Below are 18,534 nucleotides of genomic sequence, written 5' to 3'. Positions count from 1 at the left end.
ATTTGATTTAACAAATGAGGCTTTTACTTGATGTACCTTTGAATTTCTTTCAACTTCATTTTAGGAATAAACATGATTTTTTGTCTTGTTTTATAATTAGGCTTTTGCCCGTACAAGTCAAGAGCAACATAGCCTAATTTTTCTCCCATAACACTACCAGCAGCATAGTCCCAAGGTGAAATATTAGAAAAATAAGCCATGAGACGTCCCTCTAAGACTCGGCAGATACTGAGACCTGCACTGCCAATTCCGCGAATACCTAAGGTTTGACGACCGAAATCGGCAATCCCCATAACATTTTGTGCACACATACCATTATTAGCACCAATCAAAGAACGGTTAAAGGGTCTATCTTGAAAAGGTTTTAAAACTTTGTCGTTAACCTTAACCTCAAACTGACCGCCACCATTGTAAAGAAGATCATTCATGACATCATAAATGAGTCCAAATTGTCCTATTCCATTTTCATAATAAGCAATCATAACCGCAAAATCACAGCCCTGTACAACAAAATTAATGGTTCCATCAATAGGATCCAAAACCCAGACAGCACCATTATTAATATCCGCTACAAGATCATTTTCTTCTGCAAAAACATGATCCTGAGGATAAGTACTATTGATACGTTTAACCATTAACGATTGAACAGCCTTATCTAAATCGGTCACCAGATCATCAAAAGTCGACTTTTCTTCAATGGTAAGATCCTTTGTCATATTGTCACGAATATAACGACCTGCTTCATAAATAAGTTCTTTAGCAAATTGAAATTTAGTTTTCAAGAGAGATGAATCCTTTCTCTTTAGCTTTTGCGGCTTGAACAGCTCGATAGGTAGAATAACCACTAACCCTTTCAAAATTACGATCGATTTGCTTTTCTTGCGACTTGCTGCTAACAATCGTTTTGTAATTCTGATAACTTTTTAACAAAAGAGCAGCTTCAACTCTGTTTTCATAAGCTTTTTCTACCAAATTTAAAAAAGAAAGCACTGAGGTTATCTCTTCAGTGCTCCACGACAAATCCAAAGGGTAAGCGTAATTCTTAGTCATCTTCTCCCTCAACTTCCGCTCTGATAGTTGCTTGACGCAGTTCTTGTTTGCGATAGTCTCGTGGTAAAAAGGCACGAATCTCATCTTCATTAAAACCAATTTGCATACGTTTATTATCCATGATAATAGGACGGCGAAGCAAACTTGGATTCTTGGAAATAAGATTGATTAATTCCGAGACGGACAATTCATCTACATCAATGTCTAATTTCTGAAAAACCTTGGAACGTGTCGAAATAATATCTTCTGTCCCGTTTTCTGTATAGGATAAAATTTTTAATAGTTCATCACGGCTCAAGGGACTAGTCATAATATTGTGTTCCTGAAAAACAACATCATGTCTATTCAGCCAAGCTCTCGCTTTACGGCAGCTTGTACAGCTAGGTGATAAAAATAAGGTAACCATAAATCTACTACCCCTTTATTCATACTTGCCTCTTATTATACAAGATTTTAAAGCACTTGGCTATGATTTTCCCCAATTTATCGCAATTTCTTTATCAGATTTTAATTGTTCGACCAAATCATTGACGCTATTAAATTTAACCATTTCACGAATTTTATTTAGCCAGAAAATTTCAATTGTCTCGCCGTAAATATCATCGTCAAAGTCAAATATATTAGCTTCAAGACGCAATTCCGTTCCTCCAAAAGTGATATTTTTACCAATACTGGTCATGGAACGATAACGCTTCCTGCCGACAATAACATCAGCCACATAAACACCATCGGCTGGTAAATAAGTCCGATCCAGCGGTGCAAGATTAGCAGTTGGAAAACCAATTGTACGTCCTCTGGCATCACCGTGTACCACTATTCCTCGTGTTGAAAACTCATAGCCTAAAAGACGGTTAACTTGAGTCATATCACCTTGTTTAATGAGCTGGCGCACGCGCGTTGAACTAATCTTTTTCCCCTCATACTGTACTTCAGGAACGGTAATGACTTGCCCCGCGAAATGATGCTTAAGATAATCAGAATTTGCTTTACTATGACTGAATTTATAATCAAACCCCATAACAACAGCCTTAGCTTTCAGAGCTTTAATATAGTTTTTGATAAAATCATCAGAACTGATCTTTGCAAAGGAAGAAGTAAAATCTGTCAAATAAAGACAGTCAACTCCGTACTCTGCAAACTTACAATAGCGTTTTTCTGGGTAATTAATATGATTGAGTAAATCGGGCTCAAAACGCGTGAAAGCTAATTGAGGAGACTCTGGAAAGGTCAAGACAACTATTTTCAGTTGCATCTTTTGGGCTATTTCCCTAGCTTGATTAAAAAGTTCCTTATGTCCTCTATGAAGCCCATCAAAATAGCCCAAAACCAAGACAGAATCTTCTTGTTGCTCAATATCTTTATGACTGTCTATTTTTATAATTTCCATGTACGTTTACAATACTTTCTAACATCACTCTCAAAGAAAAACCTTTTTAGATTTGTAAGAGGTATCTCTTTTTTCCAAAACGGCAACTAGCTGATTTTCAAAAAAAGCTGCTAACAATTCTTCCTGACGGAGCAGTTTAAGGCGTCTTCCAAAAGAAACTTCTTTGGTTTGTTTTGGATTTAAGTCTATTCTTGGTAAATCAAGAACACCATATTCTATTGGCAAAAGAAAAGAGAAATCTTTCTCTTCAACTTTTTCAGCAATTTCAGCTAATGTTAAAGCTTGACTTAAATCTAAACCAGCTGATGCTGTTCGTTTTAGGAAGGACATGTGACTGGCATAGCCAAGTTTTTGACCCAAATCAACCGCCAAGGTTCTGATATAAGTTCCCTTGCTGCAAGAAACCCTAAAATCAAAGTGACAGCATTCATCCTCAAAAACCAAATCACTAGTCCGTTTAAAATCATAAATCCTGACTTGACGCTGAGGACGTTCTACTTCCTGACCTGCACGCGCATATTCGTATAATTTTTTTCCATTGACTTTGACGGCTGAATACATGGGCGGAACTTGTGTGATTTGACCCATAAAACATGTCATCACCTGATCAATAAGCTCCACAGACAAGGTTTCATCAACTGGTGTCCATTGGAGAAGCTCACCGCTAGCATCTTCAGTTGTTGTTGAAAAACCAAGCGTTATTTGACCTTCATAGACCTTACCAGCTTCTGTCATGTATTCCAGAACCCGTGTGGCCTTGCCAACTGCAATGGGAAGGACGCCAATAACATCAGGATCCAAGGTTCCCCCGTGTCCAATTTTTTTTTCTTTTAGTATTTTACGAAGCTTGAAGACTGCGTCGTGCGAGGTCATCCCTGCTTCTTTTTTTAAATTGATAATTCCTGAAATCATAACTTTTATTATAGCATAGATTATCATGGGATGGTCAAAAGAAAAGCTCTGATTATAAACACTTCTCTACTTATAAATGCTCCAATTAAAATTCATCCGTTACAGGGCAAAACAATCGTCACTTTCAAACCTGGATGATTATCTGAAAAGACAGTCTCACCTTGATGAAGTTTTATGATTTGCTTAGTGATAACGGTGCCCATGCCATGCGACTCATAATTAGTTGATTTTTGATTTAGTTCTACAATTTTCTGAGCTGTAATAGTTCCTTTATCTGCAATGATAATAATCACTTTATTATCAAATAATTGATAAGTCAAATCGATCTGATTAGAGCCACTATGCCTAATACTATTGAGCAGAAGATTTCTAAAAGCCCTTTCTAATAAAGTGGCATCACCCTTTACCAATACCGCCTCTGCAGGTAAATCAAAATGAAGTATAACTGTTTCATAATTATTTAGAATATCAGCAATTACGGATCGCAGAACAACAGCTAAATCAAGGCTTGAAAATTTGGAATGACGCTTTTGATTATCCAACAGGTAGCTCAAATTGAGATTAGAAATCATTTCTTTCATATTTTGAATCTGATTTTCAATCTGCTCCATTTGCTTTCCATGACCATATTGTTGTTCCAATTGACTGGTGTAGCCTGAAATCAGCATCAGCGGGTTGCGCAAATCGTGACTGACTCCTCTAATCCACTGTTCTTTCATCATATTACTTTCTTCTAAAATATGAGAAGTTTCATTGAGAGCTGTCTTAATTTCAGAAAGATTGCCTTTTTCATTAAGAGCAGCACTTTGACCTTGCGACAGGAAAGTGAGCGCAGAGACAATCGGCTCTATTTCCTTTTTAATGCGCAGCTTTGAACGGCTAAAAAGAACAAAGATAAATAAAAAGATGATGCCTAAGAAAACAAACCCTAAATGAAGAAAATTCTTAATAAATTGCGTATTCAGATAAAAATTAAACTTTGCTAGGGAATACTTTTTGGGATAGCCAAAAACTAAAATCTGCTGACCACGTACATAGGAAAAAACAGGATAATCATCTAAATACCAGCGCGAAAATTTCACCATATCAGCATTGGTATAATGTCTTTTGAGCTGTTGAGGTAAACGATAAGATTGGACGATCTGACCATCTTGATTTAATACCATAGCCCAAGTCTTTTGTTTATCCATTTCTTTTTGACTTCTTTTACTAATATTGAACGCATCTTGTTGACTCGATTGAGCGATTTTGGTGTAAACTAGCTCTGGTTTTTCCTTTCCATAATAATTAAGATAGGTTAAGAAAACCAAGCCATAAACAAAAATAACTCCTACAATTAAGGCAAATACTAATAGAACATACTTGGTCAATAACTTCGTAAAAAATTTAACGGTATCCATTTAACTCACCTTTAGTTTGTAACCCAAGCCCTTAACTGTCAGTAAACATTCTGGCTTAGAAGGATTGGCTTCAATCTTTTGCCTGATCTTGCGAATATGCGCCATCATAGTATTTTCATAGCCTTGATATTGCAGACCCCAAACTTTTTCTAAGAGTTGATCAAAGGTAACAATGCGATTTTGATTGTTATATAAAACTTTAAGAATACTGTATTCCTTAGCTGTCAGCTGAATTTCCAATTCTCCTTTGGTAATCAAAGCTTGACTAAAGTTGACCTGACAAGTAGGTAAAATAAGGGTATCGTCCTTTTCAGGATAGGCTCTTTTTAAAATAGAAAGGATTCGCAACTCCAATTCCTTAGGACGAAAAGGTTTGACGATGTAGTCGTCCGCTCCCAACTCAAAACCTTGGTATTGCTTTTCAATGTCGGATACCGCAGACAAAAAGAGTACTGGCATAGTAGAAGTTTTCCGAATTTCTCTTAGTACCTCAAAACCCGAACCATCAGGCAGCATAATGTCTAAAATGGCCAAATCAAAGGATCTTTTGCCAAGTTGCTCCAAGGCCTCTTTTTTTGATTGCACGCTTGTTAGGTTGTTAAAACCAGCAATGTTTAAAGACTCTTGCACCATTTCTAAAATTTCTGGATTATCATCTAAAATTAAGATTTTTTTCTCTTTATAATTCATGATGTTACCTCGATAAAATTAGTATAACATATCGTTTTTCTGATCCAAGGGCTTCAAAGCAAAAATTAAGAAAGAATTAAGGAAGAGAGTAAGTTGAGATAAAGAAGTTTCACTATAATGAAAAGTGTTAAGAAGGGAATGACAGGACACTAAACGATTTAAAGGAGAAGCAAAATGAACAATTACATCATTGAAACCAAGCAATTAAGCAAGGATTTTTCAGGTGAGGCAGCTGTTAATCAGCTTTCAATTCATGTTAGAAAAAATGAAATTTACGGTTTTTTAGGACCCAACGGTGCTGGCAAAAGCACGGCTATGAAAATGCTTTTAGGGCTGCTGCAACCAACGCATGGCTCTATTAGACTCTTTGACAAAAATTTTGACAGCAATCAAATTGCACTGCTTTCAAGTGTAGGATCTCTCATTGAAGAGCCATCCTACTATGCTAATTTGACCGGTTATGAAAATCTAGAGATTATTCAACGTTTGCTTAAATTACCCAAGGAAAATATTGATAAGGTTTTGAAAATTGTTAAGCTTTACGAGCAAAAAGATAAGCTGGTTAAAAACTATTCACTAGGGATGAAGCAACGTTTAGGCATTGCCTTAGCCATTATAAAATTCCCTAAATTACTGATTTTAGATGAGCCAACCAACGGACTAGATCCTGCTGGTATTCAGGAAATCCGTGAACTGATTAAATCCTTACCTCAAAAATATGACATGACCGTCATTATTTCCAGTCACATCTTGTCGGAGATTGAACAGATGGCTACCACTGTTGGTATTATTAACAAAGGGAAACTACTTTTTGAAGGACAACTTACTGAGTTGGAAGAAGATGAAAAATACCTTTTTGAGACCAGTGATGATGCACTCGCTGAACAGCTATTGATGCGAAAAGGTTTTGAGCTAGAAGAAAATCAGAGCATAGTACTTAAAGATTACAACAAAGCTAATATCGCAGCGGCTGTTAAAGTTTTAGTGGCAAATGACATTGATATTTACCAAGTCCGCATGGTGCGTAAATCACTGGAAGAGGTCTTCCTTGATATGACAGGACGAGAAGGAGGTATCTTGTAATGCTCAATTTAGGCTTAGAATTTACTAAATTAAAAAGACGCTCTTTCCTGCTGTCCTTGATTGTCATTATTATCGTGGAATTAGTCTGGATCAGTGTTGTTATCAATCATGAGCTGGCTAATACACATGAAGCCTACAATGCCATCTTTGACATGGCCTACATAAACGACCTTATCCTACCACTTTTTATTTCTGTTTTGGCATCTAGACTACTGGAAATGGAACACTTGGGTAAGACTTTTAAGCTGTTGCAAACCAGCAATGAAAGCCCTTGGCAACTTTTTAAGGCTAAACTAATCTTGATGACCATTTTTGCCTTTGTGGTCAGTTGGCTACAAACCATCTTCTTAAAATTCATCATTCAAGCTACGCAAGTCAAGGTAACACCTGCTCAATTAAGTCTCTCTTTGCTGACAACTTTTTTAGTCTGTATTTTCTTATCTTGCCTTCATCTTTGCTTGGCTTTTATCTACCAAAAAGCAAGTGTGACCGTGGTGACAGGTCTAATTGGATCCTTCCTATCATTTGTCGGTATCAGTGCTCTACCCCTACCTATTCGTTTCTTTGTTCCTTGGCAATATTTCTCTATGATGGGAATCGCTAAGCGGATAACAGGGGCTCATACTTACCTTTTCCAATATGATAGTAGCTATCCCTTAAAACTAGTGGCTCTGCTGCTTATCATTCTTTTAGCTATTTTTGTCAGTAAAAAACTTATCGGAAAGGCGGATTTATTATGATAATATTTGAATTTAAAAAAATCAGGAAAAGCGCCATTCCGATAATTCTCATCTTTTTCAATCTTGTCGGAACCTTATTAGGAACAATGATGTTTGCCCTCAATCGCAACTACCTTGTTGATGGAACAGAAGCTTCTATCCTCTGGGGACAAACGGTTTTCTATGCCTCACAAATTTTCACCCCTATCCTCATTGGAACCATATGTTCCATCAGCTGTCAATTCGAAGAAAATAATAAAAACTGGCAGCGGCTCTTAACCATTCCTATCAAACCTAATTGCATCATTTTAACAAAAATCGCCAGCTTATCGGTGGTTATGGCCATCAGTCAATTATTGCTGCTATTCTTTTACGTGCTTAGCGCTGCCCTTTTGAAAGTATCTTTTGTAGGTTTTCTGCCAGACTTTTTGCTCTGGTCTATTACAGGCTGGCTGGCGACTATTACTATTGTTACCATTCAAATTTTTATCAATATTCGCCTGAAAAACTTTGCAGTACCTATTCTCATCTCTGCTATTTTGGCAATGGCTGGGCTCATGACCCTCTTTATTGGGAACAGTCTATTTACAATCTTTCCATACACACAAGTTGCTGTAGGTCTTCGAGCTCGCGCCTTAGTACCTTTTACCCTGTCAGAATTATCCTTGTTTCTAGGACTTAATGTCATCTACATTATTCTCTTTTATGGCTTAGCAGTCAGTCAGCTTAAAAAGAGATTTATCTGATTGGTCTTACTTCATAACAATAAAACAAAAAAAGTCTAGAGCATAATGATATATCTTCCAATTGTTGAACAAGCATCCAACAACTGGGAGACATACCATATGATCCTAGGCTTTTTATCGTTTCACCTATATATCTCGATTGAACTCACTATCTAGTTCAAAGAATGGTTTGATGTCTTGTACATATTCGAGGACACCTTGAAAGTCTCCTGCTTGGTCACGGACAGCTGCATAGGTCACATAGACAAATTTGCCTAGGCGTTCAGATTGAAACCACATGTCAACCTTATCGCGCTGACCGCTGCGTAGGAGTTCAAAAACCTTCCTAACCTTATCCAAGACTTTTGGCGGATGGCAAAGCTCCACATTGCGTCCAACTTGGCTTGGTGTGCGTTTAAAAACCATTTCTGCTGCAGGAACACTGTCATTATAATATTGGAAAATATCATCTTTATTGACAAAGGTAATTTCCAGTGGCAGATGATTGAGAATAAGATTAGCCTGTTCTACCGATAGATAACCGTTACCAAAAGGCTGTTGGGTCGTACGATCTGCTGCTGCTTCTTTTTCCTTCGGTTTAAAAGTGATAGTAAATTGACCTTCGGGTGTGTTGATGACTTTTGTATTGGTCCCCTCAGATGAATTGTCATCTTGCACTTGATTTAGAGCATCAGCCAGTTGGTTGTCAGAAGTGTCCGCGTCAGCTTCATTATCAAAAGACTCACGGTGAGGAATCCATTTTTCAGTCGGCTTGAGAATGGCATAACCGTAAGCGTCACTCTCGCTAGCAATCTGCAGCCAATCGTCCTGAGTGAAAGATTCCAAGAGAATCATAAGGAGAATAGCTTCTTCCTTGAAAATCATCTCTTCAAATTCCTTGGCAAAGGCTTCAAATTTTTGAGAAAGTTCTTCAATAGAGCCATCAGGCAATTTAGCTAAAGTCGCTTTGGCATCTTTGAAAAGATCACGAATATCATCATCAACACCCCACATCACCTTAGGTGGTGAATCATGCCCATAGCATTCCATAATTGGGAAAAAGAGTTTTTCCTTGCGAGTATAATGATGATGAAATTGTCCCAGTAAATCAAATTGATGCTTAAGCCCTTTCAGAATTTCCTGACGAAAGTCCTCATTTTCGGGTTTAGTATAATTTTCAATAATGCGGCGGATACGCATAATAGCTGCGCGTAAAGCCAAATTCTCATCCTTGAAAACCTTGACAGGATGCCCTTCCTGCTCAGCATCTGGCACATCAACATCGGCAATAGCACCTTTAAAAAGATTGGCATGAACATTGCAAAGTCCCATAACATCTTCAAAGGTAATGCCTGTGTCAGCATTCATAAGTTCATGCTCCATCATGGAAATCTCAATAGCGGAAACGCCCTTAAAATGCTGATTAAAACGTTCTTGAACAGACTCTGCGCTGGCACCATGATGGAGTTCCAATAAAATGTCTTTTAAAACTTCAATTCTTTCATCTGCCATCATTCGTCTCCAATCACTTCATAGCCATTGAATTCTAGAGTTTGTTTAATCTTTTCCAAAGGAATTCGTGCCATTTTAGAGCCAGCCAACAAGGTCGTGACTTTACCGACTGTATTGAGCATGGCAGGATTTGCCAAAGGTTTAAAGCCCAGCTCCACCAGAATATCCTTAACTTCGGGATGTTCTTTGATCGTTTGTGCAACTGGTTTTGATAAATCTATTGTATTATTCATAAGAATACCTCATATATTGATAACTTTATTATAACGGAAACTGGCGAAAAAGCCAGAAAATACTAATTTTTACCGTTTTCATCATTTGTTTCTCAATCGTTTGTTGGATCTTTTATAACAAAGGTATTCTTGGGAGATACAAAAGAACCAAGGTGGCTCTTTTCTAAAACTATTACTTTTTCAAACTCTTGTTAATGGCATCATAAATGGGATTATTTTCATGTGGCACACAATCTTGCACCCATTCCCACCAGAAATAGCCACCAACATAATGTTTGGTATATTTAGGCATAGTATAATACCTCTTTGCCATCGCAATCTTACTGTTTTCGGTCGCATTATCTGCTGTATTACCACATTCCCCCATACCGACATTTGAATTTGGAAACAGATTCTGTAGTTGATTAAAAATACTCTGCCAATCTGGCTGATAACCTTCATTATCATCTTCATAGTAACTGATAAAACCATAGTCAACCCTAGAACGCAACATAACTGGAATATTTTTCTTAATCCAAGCTATCATATCGTGGTCATACTTAGGATTTTCATAATAAAAGGTCAAAGCAGTCTTGCCACCGGCAGAAGAGATTGTTTGGTAAACTGCCTTTAATTTCTGGGTAATCAAGGTATTCTTCTGCTTTATCCAGTCAGTACCGTTAACTTCATTGCCAATTTCCCAAATATCCGTATAAGATGACAAATAGTGATAGGCATCCGTAAAACGCTTTCGATAACTATTGACATCCTTATATAAGTTCATCTCATAGGAATCAACTGGACAGGCCATAACATAAGCTACCTTATGAAGCTTTCGGAACAAATTAACATAAGATTTTGGAGAGCTATCTTTTGACATAACAATTCTGACCGTTGGCTTGACAGGCATAGCTTTCAGTGCTGCAATAATATCAGTCATTTTGGTCCTATCATACCAAGAATCATCTATTGTGACACCATAGAGCTGCGTATCTTTCTTTAATGTTGTCTTCGTTAGTCTCACTTTGCTGACAAAAATCCCAATAAACACAAGGATAGATAAACAAAGCAAACTTATTAATAACATTTGAATTTTTCTTTTCATTGCTTTTCCTCAAATGACAAGTCACATGATAATAATTTCCTTTTGAGACTTATTACCACTATAAGCTTTTGCATCACTCACACTTTGAAAAACATTATTTATTTTTCCTTATTTGGATGTTTGATATAAAAAACAGAGCTGATTAGAACCAATACAATCAAAAGATGTAAGATGGTGTGATAAACATCAGGAATATATCGTCCATTCATTTTTAGCCAGTGTAGACTATACTCAAAATACCTTATTTTCCCTGCTGTAGTTCCCATAAAACCACTATTAAAGAAGGTATACCATTCATGACTAAGAAACTGAACTATTCCCCATAAGAAGACGCAAGTAGCAACCAACCACTTTCCGATATTGTCATTTATCACAAACAGGAGAACTGTAAAAAGGTAAATGAGAAAAAAGATGCCATCTTCATGATAGGATTGCGTCACTAAATAATGCTTCCCGACGGAAAGACCAATCATATCCAGAAAAAACCAAATCAAAAGCAAGACCTGTAGAGCAAGAAAATGTTTTTTCGTCATCTCTTTGACCTCCAATTTGCTTTATTCCTTCAAAGCTTCAAACTTGGCCTTCATTGTTGGATTTTTTCGGGTTAGTTTTTTGACAGAGACATCATCCAGTTTATTGTTGGCTAGGCGCAGTTGATTTTCACTAGTGGTTAAAGCGGTCTTAACAGCTTCCATACGCTTAATAGCCTTATCAATTTCATCAATGGCCTTTTGGAAATTTTTACTAGCTGAATTGTAGTTTTTGGCAAAAGCATTTTTAAAGGTTTCCAAATCATCTTCAAAGTGCGTAATATCAATGTTTTGTTCACGGACCAAAGCCAACTCCTGCTTGTACTTGAGCGAATTGAGCGCAGCATTGCGCAAAAGTCCAATCAACTGAATAAAGAACTGCGGCCGCACCACATACATTTTCTCATACTCATGGCTAACATCAACAATGCCTGTATTAAAGTAATCATTATCAGCCTCTAACATGGTCACCAAAACAGCATATTCGCACTTCTTCTCCCTGCGGTCCTTGTCCAATTCCTTATAAAAGTCACTGTTTTTATGCTTGGTTTTAGTCGTGTCAGCCTCGTTTTTCATTTCAAACATGATGGAAAGAATCTCAACCCCATTCTCATCAGCTTCACGAAAGATAAAGTCCCCCTTGGAACCAGAAGCAGATGACACCTCATTATCCTTGCCAAAATAAGCATTAGGAAAGGCATAAGAGCGAACTTTGTTGAACTCACTTTCCGCATAAACTTCCAGACTCTCACCAATGGCCTTGGTGGATTGCTGCGCCTTGAAATTTTTATAAAATTCAACTTGTTCATTGGCAGCCTTTAATTGGACCTCGTAATCGCTACGCACCGCAGCTAAGGACAGTTCAGATTCTTTTTCCTGCACCACCAATTGATTTTGAGCCTCATCACGTTCCTTTTCGATCTGAGCCACTGTTTTTTGCAGCTGATTCTCATGCTCCAAACGTAATTTATCCACTTGATTTCGCAGACTCTGCACTTCCTTGTCTTTCTCTGATAAGGCATTAGCAAGTTCCAGCGCATTCTTATCGGATAACTTATCTAATTGCGCCCGTAAATCAGCAATCTCCTTGTCCTTATCATTGAGATTAACCTGCAATTCATTCTTGGATTTTTCCTCCAAAAGCGCCGTTTCTCGCTGCAGGCGCTCATGAATCTCCCTTTCAAACTCCTGACCACGCACCTGAGCCAAAAGCTGACTGTATTCCGTTTCATTAATGGTAAAAACTGTCCCACAGTGCGGACATTTGATTTCGTTCATGAATTCTCCTTTTATTGATACCTTCTATCCCTATTACTGCCTTTAGAATCCAATAAACCTAACTGAGTAAACTTCGTTAAGTAACGTCTAGAATTGACAGGACTCAATGCTGTCAGCCCTTGCAAATCTTTGACCCTTAATAAAATCGTGACTAGCAAGATATTCCTGAACCTGCTTAAAGACTGTTTCTTCTTTATCGCTCACTTCCTTGAGCGAATACTCCTGCAAGGTCTCTAAAATAGCTTCCAACATAAATTCGATATGTAAAATATTAACTATACAGCACTGTTAGATTCACCAATCCATCTTTTCCAATGGTTCGTATATATTATATACTAGGTCTTCCTTAATTAATTTCATATCTGTTACTGTAAATATATCATCACACCTAATTCCCTGTTTTTCAAGTACCTCATAAAATTTTCCATAAGTATGATTATCCAAAACTTTGTAACAAGGAACAAAAACATCAAGTTTAATCTTACCTTCATTTTGAGGAGGACAGATACGTTTATTTCCACTTATTAATTCAACTTCATAGTTTAAAGAAGCTGTTTCTTCTGTTAGAATGTAAAAATCAATTGTGTTTGTACCAATATTTAAGGGCTGATGACATTTTTGAATTAATTCTTTTTCAAATTTAAATCCTCTGGGTACTCTGAACAGAGTCTTGTTAAGATTTATAGGAATTCCAGTCCCTCCTAATGGTTTCACAAATCTTCCTTGTTCTCTATTATAGCCTTGACCATCGTCAAATAAGACTTTCTCATTTCTAATGACTTCAACCCTAATACCTCTAACATTATCATTCTCTTCAAAATATTGCTTAAAGTTATTCAAATAGTCAACCAAAGCTACAACTTTAATTTGTCCCTCCTCAATTTCCTGTGTTTCTATTGGATATTCTAAGAGTAATTCATACTTTTTTTGAGACTGTTCAGTAGCGTAAAATTTCACCATACAATCTGCTGTCTGTCCTGCTTTATTTCCGTTATTAATTAACATAAAGCAAAACTCTTGGGTGTCATTTATAAAACCACCATCATATTGAATAACCGGAAACGATTTTGAAGTAAGTTGAACATTTTTTAATTGAACACTTGTAATAGCCTGTGTTTTGCCACTATTATTTTGAACAGTGACTATGTTATGAACTAAATTAGAATAATGATTCTCGTTTGGAGTACCTAATGTTTTAACGTATTCTTTACTACTCCTGTCATCAGTAATGTTAATAGACTCTATCTTAATATGTTTCCTACGAACATTAATTTTTTCCAAAATATTAAATATACTTTCAAGACTGTCAAATATCATATTTACCTCTTTTATTCATAAGCACTATCAAAACGGCAAATCATTCCCTTCATCATTATTGATGTTTTCTACTTCTTTTGGAAATTTCTTTTCGTAAAAATTTATCAAAAATAACCCAACAGTTGCACAGGCATTGACAATAAAATAAGCATATAAAGGTTCATCAATAAGATACTTCTCCGAATCATGACCATGAAATGATGTCTTATCACTCCGCAAATCCTCAATAGCTTTTGAAACAGTCGTAAGAGAACTTCCAATACTCTTTATTTCATCAGGCATTTGAGGACTATTAGGATTTAATCCAAATTCCTTTAAAATTGCTTTTACTAATTTACCATTTGTTAATTTTGTCGCATCAATATCAAATCTCTGATCTTTTAAAATTTCCTTGATAATGCTCTCAAGAACCGAGTTTGCATATCCTACCGATTCAGCAGGGTCTTCCTCTATATTTTGGAATGCTTTTTCAAAACTTGTCGAAGCATTTTTATAGTCTGCTTTCAGTTCATTTCGAAAAGTAGGAATAGATGGAATGTAGTCCGGTGTTTCAATCCCTAAGTCAATGGCCATTTTTAATAATTTATCTGGTATATCTTTAGCAATCACCCTTAATGTTTCAATTAGGTTAATTTTCTCCTTATTCTTCCCTTCACTGAAATAAGAAATATCAAAATCAACTTGCCCAAACCCATCGTATATCTGATTAAGTTTCATATACTGCTCAACATCTTTATAACTTTTATACCGATTCCAAATTTCTTTTTCTACTTTTTCTAATAATTTCATTCTGTAAACTGGGGAAATTTTGTATTCCATTATATACTCCCTATATCATAATAGTTTCAAACACTCCTATTATACCCCAATCAAGGCAAAAAAGCACTGGGTTTGGCGCTTTGATGCTATTAACGTTAGTTGACATTTAAAAAGGCTACCCAAATATAAATCGACATTAACCCATTATTTAAAAAATCAACCGAATATCAGTTGACATCTAAAAACGTTTTGCATTTGCTTGCTCGCAAAAAGGAGAAAACCTTATTTCATAGTTTTCTCCTTTTGGTTTAGATAGCGACTCATGTCTTCTGGCAACTAGTTTTCTGTTGCTAGTTTCCATGAGAGGGCTTCTTTTCTTGTTGTGATGAAATCACGATAAATGCCTGCTTGTTGAGCTAATTGGGCATGCTTGCCTTGTTGGACAATTTGTCCTTTGTCAAGAACAACAATTTGATCCGCATTTTCAACGGTTTTCAGGCGGTGGGCAATCATGATAATGGTTTTATCTTGTGTTAATTCATCAACGGCTGTCATGAGTTCTGCTTCGTTTTCAGGGTCTATATTGGCCGTAGCTTCATCAAGAATAATAATTGGCGCATCCTTCATCATGGCACGCGCAATGGAGATTCTTTGTTTTTCGCCTCCGGACAGGCTGGCGCCTGCTTCACCAATAATGGTTTCATAGCCATTTGGCAAGTTCATAATGAAATCATGACATCTAGCCTTTTTAGCCACGGCAACGACTTCTTCATGGCTGGCTTCTTGCCGTCCGAATTTGATATTATTTTCAATGCTATCTTCGAAAAGATAGACATTTTGGAAAACAAAACTGAAGTTGCGAATCAGGCTGTCATAACTATAGTCTGTCAATGGGTGACCATCTAAACGAATGCTGCCACTGTCAAGGTCCCAAAAGCGTGCTATCAGATGACAAAGGGTCGTTTTACCAGAACCCGAAGGGCCGATAATAGCTGTTCGTGTTTTTTCAGGAATGGTCAGGGAAAGATTTTCGATGATTGGACGTTTTTCATAAGTAAAAGTAATCTGATCAAGTTCTAGAGTACTAGTTTGTGGTTGAATATCTTGTCCTTTGGTGTTCATTGGTTGCAAGGCAAAAACTTCTTGGACCAATTCCACTGCTAAATCAACAGATCTTAAAAGGGAAGAAAAGCTGCTGACGCCATCTAAGCTTTCGTAAACCATATAAGCACTGATGACCATCATCATACAGATCAGCAAGTCCATGCTGCCTTGCAAGTAAAACCAAATAGCTGCACCACACATGGCAACCCCTGTTAATTTGGTGATGATATTTTGAACAGCAATCCAAGGTACAGTGACCAAGGTCATTTTAATATCGGCATCTCTTTTGGCAAAAATTGTTTGAGACAACCGTTTAGCCGATTGTTTGGTAATGTTGAAACTTTTTACTTCAGCGATACCTTGGACATATTCCAAAATAACATCCACCAAGTCAGTGTCGGCTTTTTGCTTAATAGGCGTTATAGCTCCAGCCTGCATGCGCATTAAACCATTTGGCAGGAGAAAGACGGCTAAGCCAGCGATTAGAATCAAACCGATTCGCCAATCATAAAGAAGGACAAAAAGTGTGATAACAGCAGTCGTCAAGAAACCTTGTGTCGTTACCATAACCACTCGTGTGGCAATATTGGATAAACTTTCCAAAGTATTGGTTGTAATGCTGGTAATTTTTCCCAAGCTATTTTGATTGAAATAGCCCATAGGCAAATAACGAATATGCTCAGCGATTTCGATGCGCTTTTGTGCACAAGTATGATAGCCACCTTCTGTTTGCAGCATGGTTATCTTTAAGGTTACAAAGATATTGAGCACAAGAGACAGCAACAAGATACCTGTTGCCTGCCAAATAACCGTCATTGACAGTTTATTGATAATCAAAGCATTCAAAATAAGGGCAATGGCTGGAATTCGCATGGCTGCAATCATGGCTTTTAGAAGCCCTAGGACAAGGGAAGTATAAAATTTTTTACGATCTTCTTCGGTACAAAAATCAAAAAAGCGTTTTAAAATACTAAGCATGAGCCAGGCCTCCTATCTTTTCATCACGGTCTGCATCTTTGACCGACAAATGTGCCTGCCACATCTTTTGATAGAGGTCGCTTGACTTGAGTAAGTCTTCTTGCTTGCCAATTGCTTCTATATGTCCCTCATTTACTAAAATAATCTGATCTGCATCAGCAATGGTTGAGAGGCGATGGGCAATCACAATCAAGGTTTTGTCTTTCACTAATTGTGCAATACTTGATTGTACCAGAGCTTCATTTTCAGGATCGGTATAAGCAGTCGCTTCATCCAAAATAACCACAGGGGCATCCTTTAGCATGGCTCTGGCAATGGCTATTCTTTGGCGTTCACCGCCAGACAGGCTGCTGCCAGAACTACCAACCTGCGTTGCAAAGCCATTTTCAAGATTCATGATAAAATCATAACAACCGCAATCTTTAGCAACTTGGTAAACCTCTTCATCACTGGCAGATGGCTTGCCCAAACGAATATTCTCTAAAATACTATCATTAAAGAGAAAATTGTCCTGAGAAACATAGGCGATCAGCCGACTGTATTCTTCCAGTGGAATCTTTCTGATATCAAGTCCGCCAAAAGAAATGCTGCCTGTTCTAACATCCCAAAAGGAAGCTATTAATTTGGCCAAAGTGGATTTACCAGAACCCGAAGGACCGACCAAGGCATTGACTGTCCCAGATTTGATGGTCAAAGAAATATCATGCAGTACATCCTTGTCCTCTTCATAGGCAAAAGAAACCTTTTCTAAAAGAATATCGTTTCCTTGTAAAGGTTGCTCCAATTCTTGTGGCCGTTGTAAATCAGGATGTTCCAAAATTTCCGTAATTTCACCAAAAATGGTCCCCACTTTTCTAATGTCATCCATATAAGTTCCCAGTGTTATCAAAGGCGTCAGCAATCCCATTGATAAAATCATTAGTAAAATGAAATTGTCTTGGGATAAACTGCCACTATAAACAAAATAAGCACCAACAGGTAAAAGGATAGCTAAGATCGAAGGCATGATAACAATGACTGCTGCCATATCAAATTGACACTTACGCATCCAATCAATAAAACAGTCAGCTCCTTCTTTAGCTGCTGTGACAAATTTCTGATAGGAAAATTTTTCCTTTCCAAATACCTTGATCACTTCAATGCCATTGATATATTCAACAGCTGTATCATTTAAAGCCTTAGTCTTAACCACTGTATTTTCAAAATCTCCCTTACTCTTACGCAACATATTGACATAAAATAAAATGCCGATTGGCAAGGTTAAAAGAGATAAAAGGGTCAAACGCCAATCCAATCTTATCATATAAATTAAAACAATTAAAGGACCAAATAAGGACGCCGTGAATTCTGGAATAATATGAGCTAGGGTTGTTTCAGCTTCATCCACACGCTCAACGATAATATTTTTATAGGATCCAGACGATTGCGCAAAGACAGATCCTAAAGGAATCTTAGCTAATTTTTCTGTTAAACGAAAACGAATGTCCGCTAAAACAATAAAAGTAGCTCTATGCGAAAGAGCCGTTGATAGAGCATGACAAATGGCATAAGCCAACCAAAAAACAGCCATCCACAGACATGCTTGTAAATAAAGCTGCCCATTTTTAAGACCATTGAACAAATCACGAATAATCCGTCCAATATAAAAATAAGGCAGAAAACCACAAATAACGGAAGCAAAGGCTAAAAGCACACTTGCTATATAATGAAATCTATAGGGTGCAATGAACTCAGATATCCAAGCCATTGTTGATTTTTTCTTCATACTACCTC

At 37.1% G+C, this 18,534-nt stretch carries 20 protein-coding genes; 3 read left to right on the top strand and 17 right to left on the bottom strand.

What is annotated here, in order from left to right; genetic code table 11:
• Positions 1-23 precede the first annotated feature (23 nt).
• From FNL60_RS05090 to FNL60_RS05060, 7 genes are all read right to left on the bottom strand, one after another.
• Positions 24-782, bottom strand: a complete 759-nt coding sequence (locus tag FNL60_RS05090; RefSeq protein WP_002262204.1) for an inositol monophosphatase family protein — start codon at positions 780-782, stop codon at positions 24-26.
• Complete coding sequence (locus FNL60_RS05085) at positions 772-1,050, bottom strand: UPF0223 family protein (RefSeq protein ID WP_002265496.1); 279 nt, start codon at positions 1,048-1,050, stop codon at positions 772-774. The genes FNL60_RS05090 and FNL60_RS05085 overlap by 11 nt, the downstream gene beginning before the upstream one ends.
• A complete protein-coding gene (gene spx, locus FNL60_RS05080; protein ID WP_002263835.1) occupies positions 1,043-1,456 on the bottom strand; it encodes a transcriptional regulator Spx in 414 nt (137 codons plus the stop codon). Before spx ends, FNL60_RS05085 begins: the two co-directional genes overlap by 8 nt.
• A 60-nt stretch (positions 1,457-1,516) precedes the next feature.
• Positions 1,517-2,437: a bifunctional riboflavin kinase/FAD synthetase gene (locus tag FNL60_RS05075; RefSeq protein WP_002262201.1), complete on the bottom strand. Its 921-nt coding sequence runs from the start codon at positions 2,435-2,437 to the stop codon at positions 1,517-1,519.
• 30 nt (positions 2,438-2,467) lie between these two features.
• Complete coding sequence (gene truB, locus FNL60_RS05070; protein ID WP_002280150.1) at positions 2,468-3,349, bottom strand: tRNA pseudouridine(55) synthase TruB; 882 nt, start codon at positions 3,347-3,349, stop codon at positions 2,468-2,470.
• A gap of 92 nt (positions 3,350-3,441) precedes the next feature.
• Entirely contained in the window at positions 3,442-4,749 is a 1,308-nt protein-coding gene (locus tag FNL60_RS05065; RefSeq protein WP_002280149.1) for a sensor histidine kinase, read from the bottom strand.
• Entirely contained in the window at positions 4,750-5,439 is a 690-nt protein-coding gene (locus tag FNL60_RS05060) for a response regulator transcription factor (RefSeq protein ID WP_002266795.1), read from the bottom strand. It lies immediately after the preceding gene.
• 174 nt (positions 5,440-5,613) lie between these two features.
• On the opposite strand from FNL60_RS05060, the gene FNL60_RS05050 reads away from it, so the two are divergent.
• Genes FNL60_RS05050 through FNL60_RS05040 form a run of 3 tightly spaced genes read left to right on the top strand, consistent with a single transcriptional unit; the run spans position 5,614 to position 7,987 of the window.
• Positions 5,614-6,522, top strand: coding sequence for an ABC transporter ATP-binding protein (locus tag FNL60_RS05050; RefSeq protein WP_002280148.1), 909 nt, complete (start codon positions 5,614-5,616; stop codon positions 6,520-6,522).
• Entirely contained in the window at positions 6,522-7,262 is a 741-nt protein-coding gene (locus FNL60_RS05045; protein ID WP_002280147.1) for an ABC transporter permease, read from the top strand. Before FNL60_RS05050 ends, FNL60_RS05045 begins: the two co-directional genes overlap by 1 nt.
• Positions 7,259-7,987: an ABC transporter permease gene (locus FNL60_RS05040; RefSeq protein ID WP_002280146.1), complete on the top strand. Its 729-nt coding sequence runs from the start codon at positions 7,259-7,261 to the stop codon at positions 7,985-7,987. Before FNL60_RS05045 ends, FNL60_RS05040 begins: the two co-directional genes overlap by 4 nt.
• A 126-nt stretch (positions 7,988-8,113) precedes the next feature.
• On the opposite strand, the gene FNL60_RS05035 is transcribed toward FNL60_RS05040, so the two are convergent.
• The 10 genes from FNL60_RS05035 to FNL60_RS04985 all read right to left on the bottom strand — a co-directional run bounded on the left by FNL60_RS05035 (position 8,114) and on the right by FNL60_RS04985 (position 18,526).
• Entirely contained in the window at positions 8,114-9,478 is a 1,365-nt protein-coding gene (locus FNL60_RS05035; protein ID WP_002280145.1) for a DUF438 domain-containing protein, read from the bottom strand.
• On the bottom strand, positions 9,478-9,711 hold the full coding sequence (locus FNL60_RS05030) for a DUF1858 domain-containing protein (protein WP_002262193.1): 234 nt from the start codon (positions 9,709-9,711) through the stop codon (positions 9,478-9,480). Before FNL60_RS05030 ends, FNL60_RS05035 begins: the two co-directional genes overlap by 1 nt.
• 172 nt (positions 9,712-9,883) lie before the next feature.
• Positions 9,884-10,795 carry a hypothetical protein gene (locus tag FNL60_RS05025; RefSeq protein ID WP_002280144.1) on the bottom strand — a complete coding sequence of 304 codons (912 nt, stop codon included), beginning with the start codon at positions 10,793-10,795 and terminating at the stop codon, positions 9,884-9,886.
• 98 nt (positions 10,796-10,893) lie between these two features.
• Positions 10,894-11,328 (bottom strand): hypothetical protein, encoded by a 435-nt coding sequence (locus FNL60_RS05020; RefSeq protein WP_002280143.1) that lies wholly within the window; start codon positions 11,326-11,328, stop codon positions 10,894-10,896.
• A 21-nt stretch (positions 11,329-11,349) separates the two neighbouring features.
• The gene (locus FNL60_RS05015) at positions 11,350-12,603 is read right to left on the bottom strand and encodes a DUF2130 domain-containing protein (RefSeq protein WP_002269287.1); all 1,254 of its coding nucleotides are present in this window, start codon (positions 12,601-12,603) and stop codon (positions 11,350-11,352) included.
• A gap of 87 nt (positions 12,604-12,690) precedes the next feature.
• Positions 12,691-12,855: a hypothetical protein gene (locus FNL60_RS05010; RefSeq protein ID WP_002262188.1), complete on the bottom strand. Its 165-nt coding sequence runs from the start codon at positions 12,853-12,855 to the stop codon at positions 12,691-12,693.
• A gap of 42 nt (positions 12,856-12,897) precedes the next feature.
• A complete protein-coding gene (locus FNL60_RS05005) occupies positions 12,898-13,920 on the bottom strand; it encodes a hypothetical protein (RefSeq protein WP_002262187.1) in 1,023 nt (340 codons plus the stop codon).
• Positions 13,921-13,947: 27 nt separating this feature from the next.
• Positions 13,948-14,739 (bottom strand): abortive infection family protein, encoded by a 792-nt coding sequence (locus tag FNL60_RS05000; RefSeq protein ID WP_002270212.1) that lies wholly within the window; start codon positions 14,737-14,739, stop codon positions 13,948-13,950.
• Positions 14,740-15,015: 276 nt separating this feature from the next.
• Positions 15,016-16,761 carry an ABC transporter ATP-binding protein gene (locus tag FNL60_RS04990; protein ID WP_002268174.1) on the bottom strand — a complete coding sequence of 582 codons (1,746 nt, stop codon included), beginning with the start codon at positions 16,759-16,761 and terminating at the stop codon, positions 15,016-15,018.
• The gene (locus FNL60_RS04985) at positions 16,754-18,526 is read right to left on the bottom strand and encodes an ABC transporter ATP-binding protein (protein WP_002262184.1); all 1,773 of its coding nucleotides are present in this window, start codon (positions 18,524-18,526) and stop codon (positions 16,754-16,756) included. Before FNL60_RS04985 ends, FNL60_RS04990 begins: the two co-directional genes overlap by 8 nt.
• Between the last annotated feature and the right edge of the window lie 8 nt (positions 18,527-18,534).

This window comes from Streptococcus mutans, from assembly GCF_006739205.1.
In the GTDB taxonomy this organism is placed as follows: domain Bacteria; phylum Bacillota; class Bacilli; order Lactobacillales; family Streptococcaceae; genus Streptococcus; species Streptococcus mutans.
This window is presented reverse-complemented; position numbering and strand designations above follow the sequence as displayed.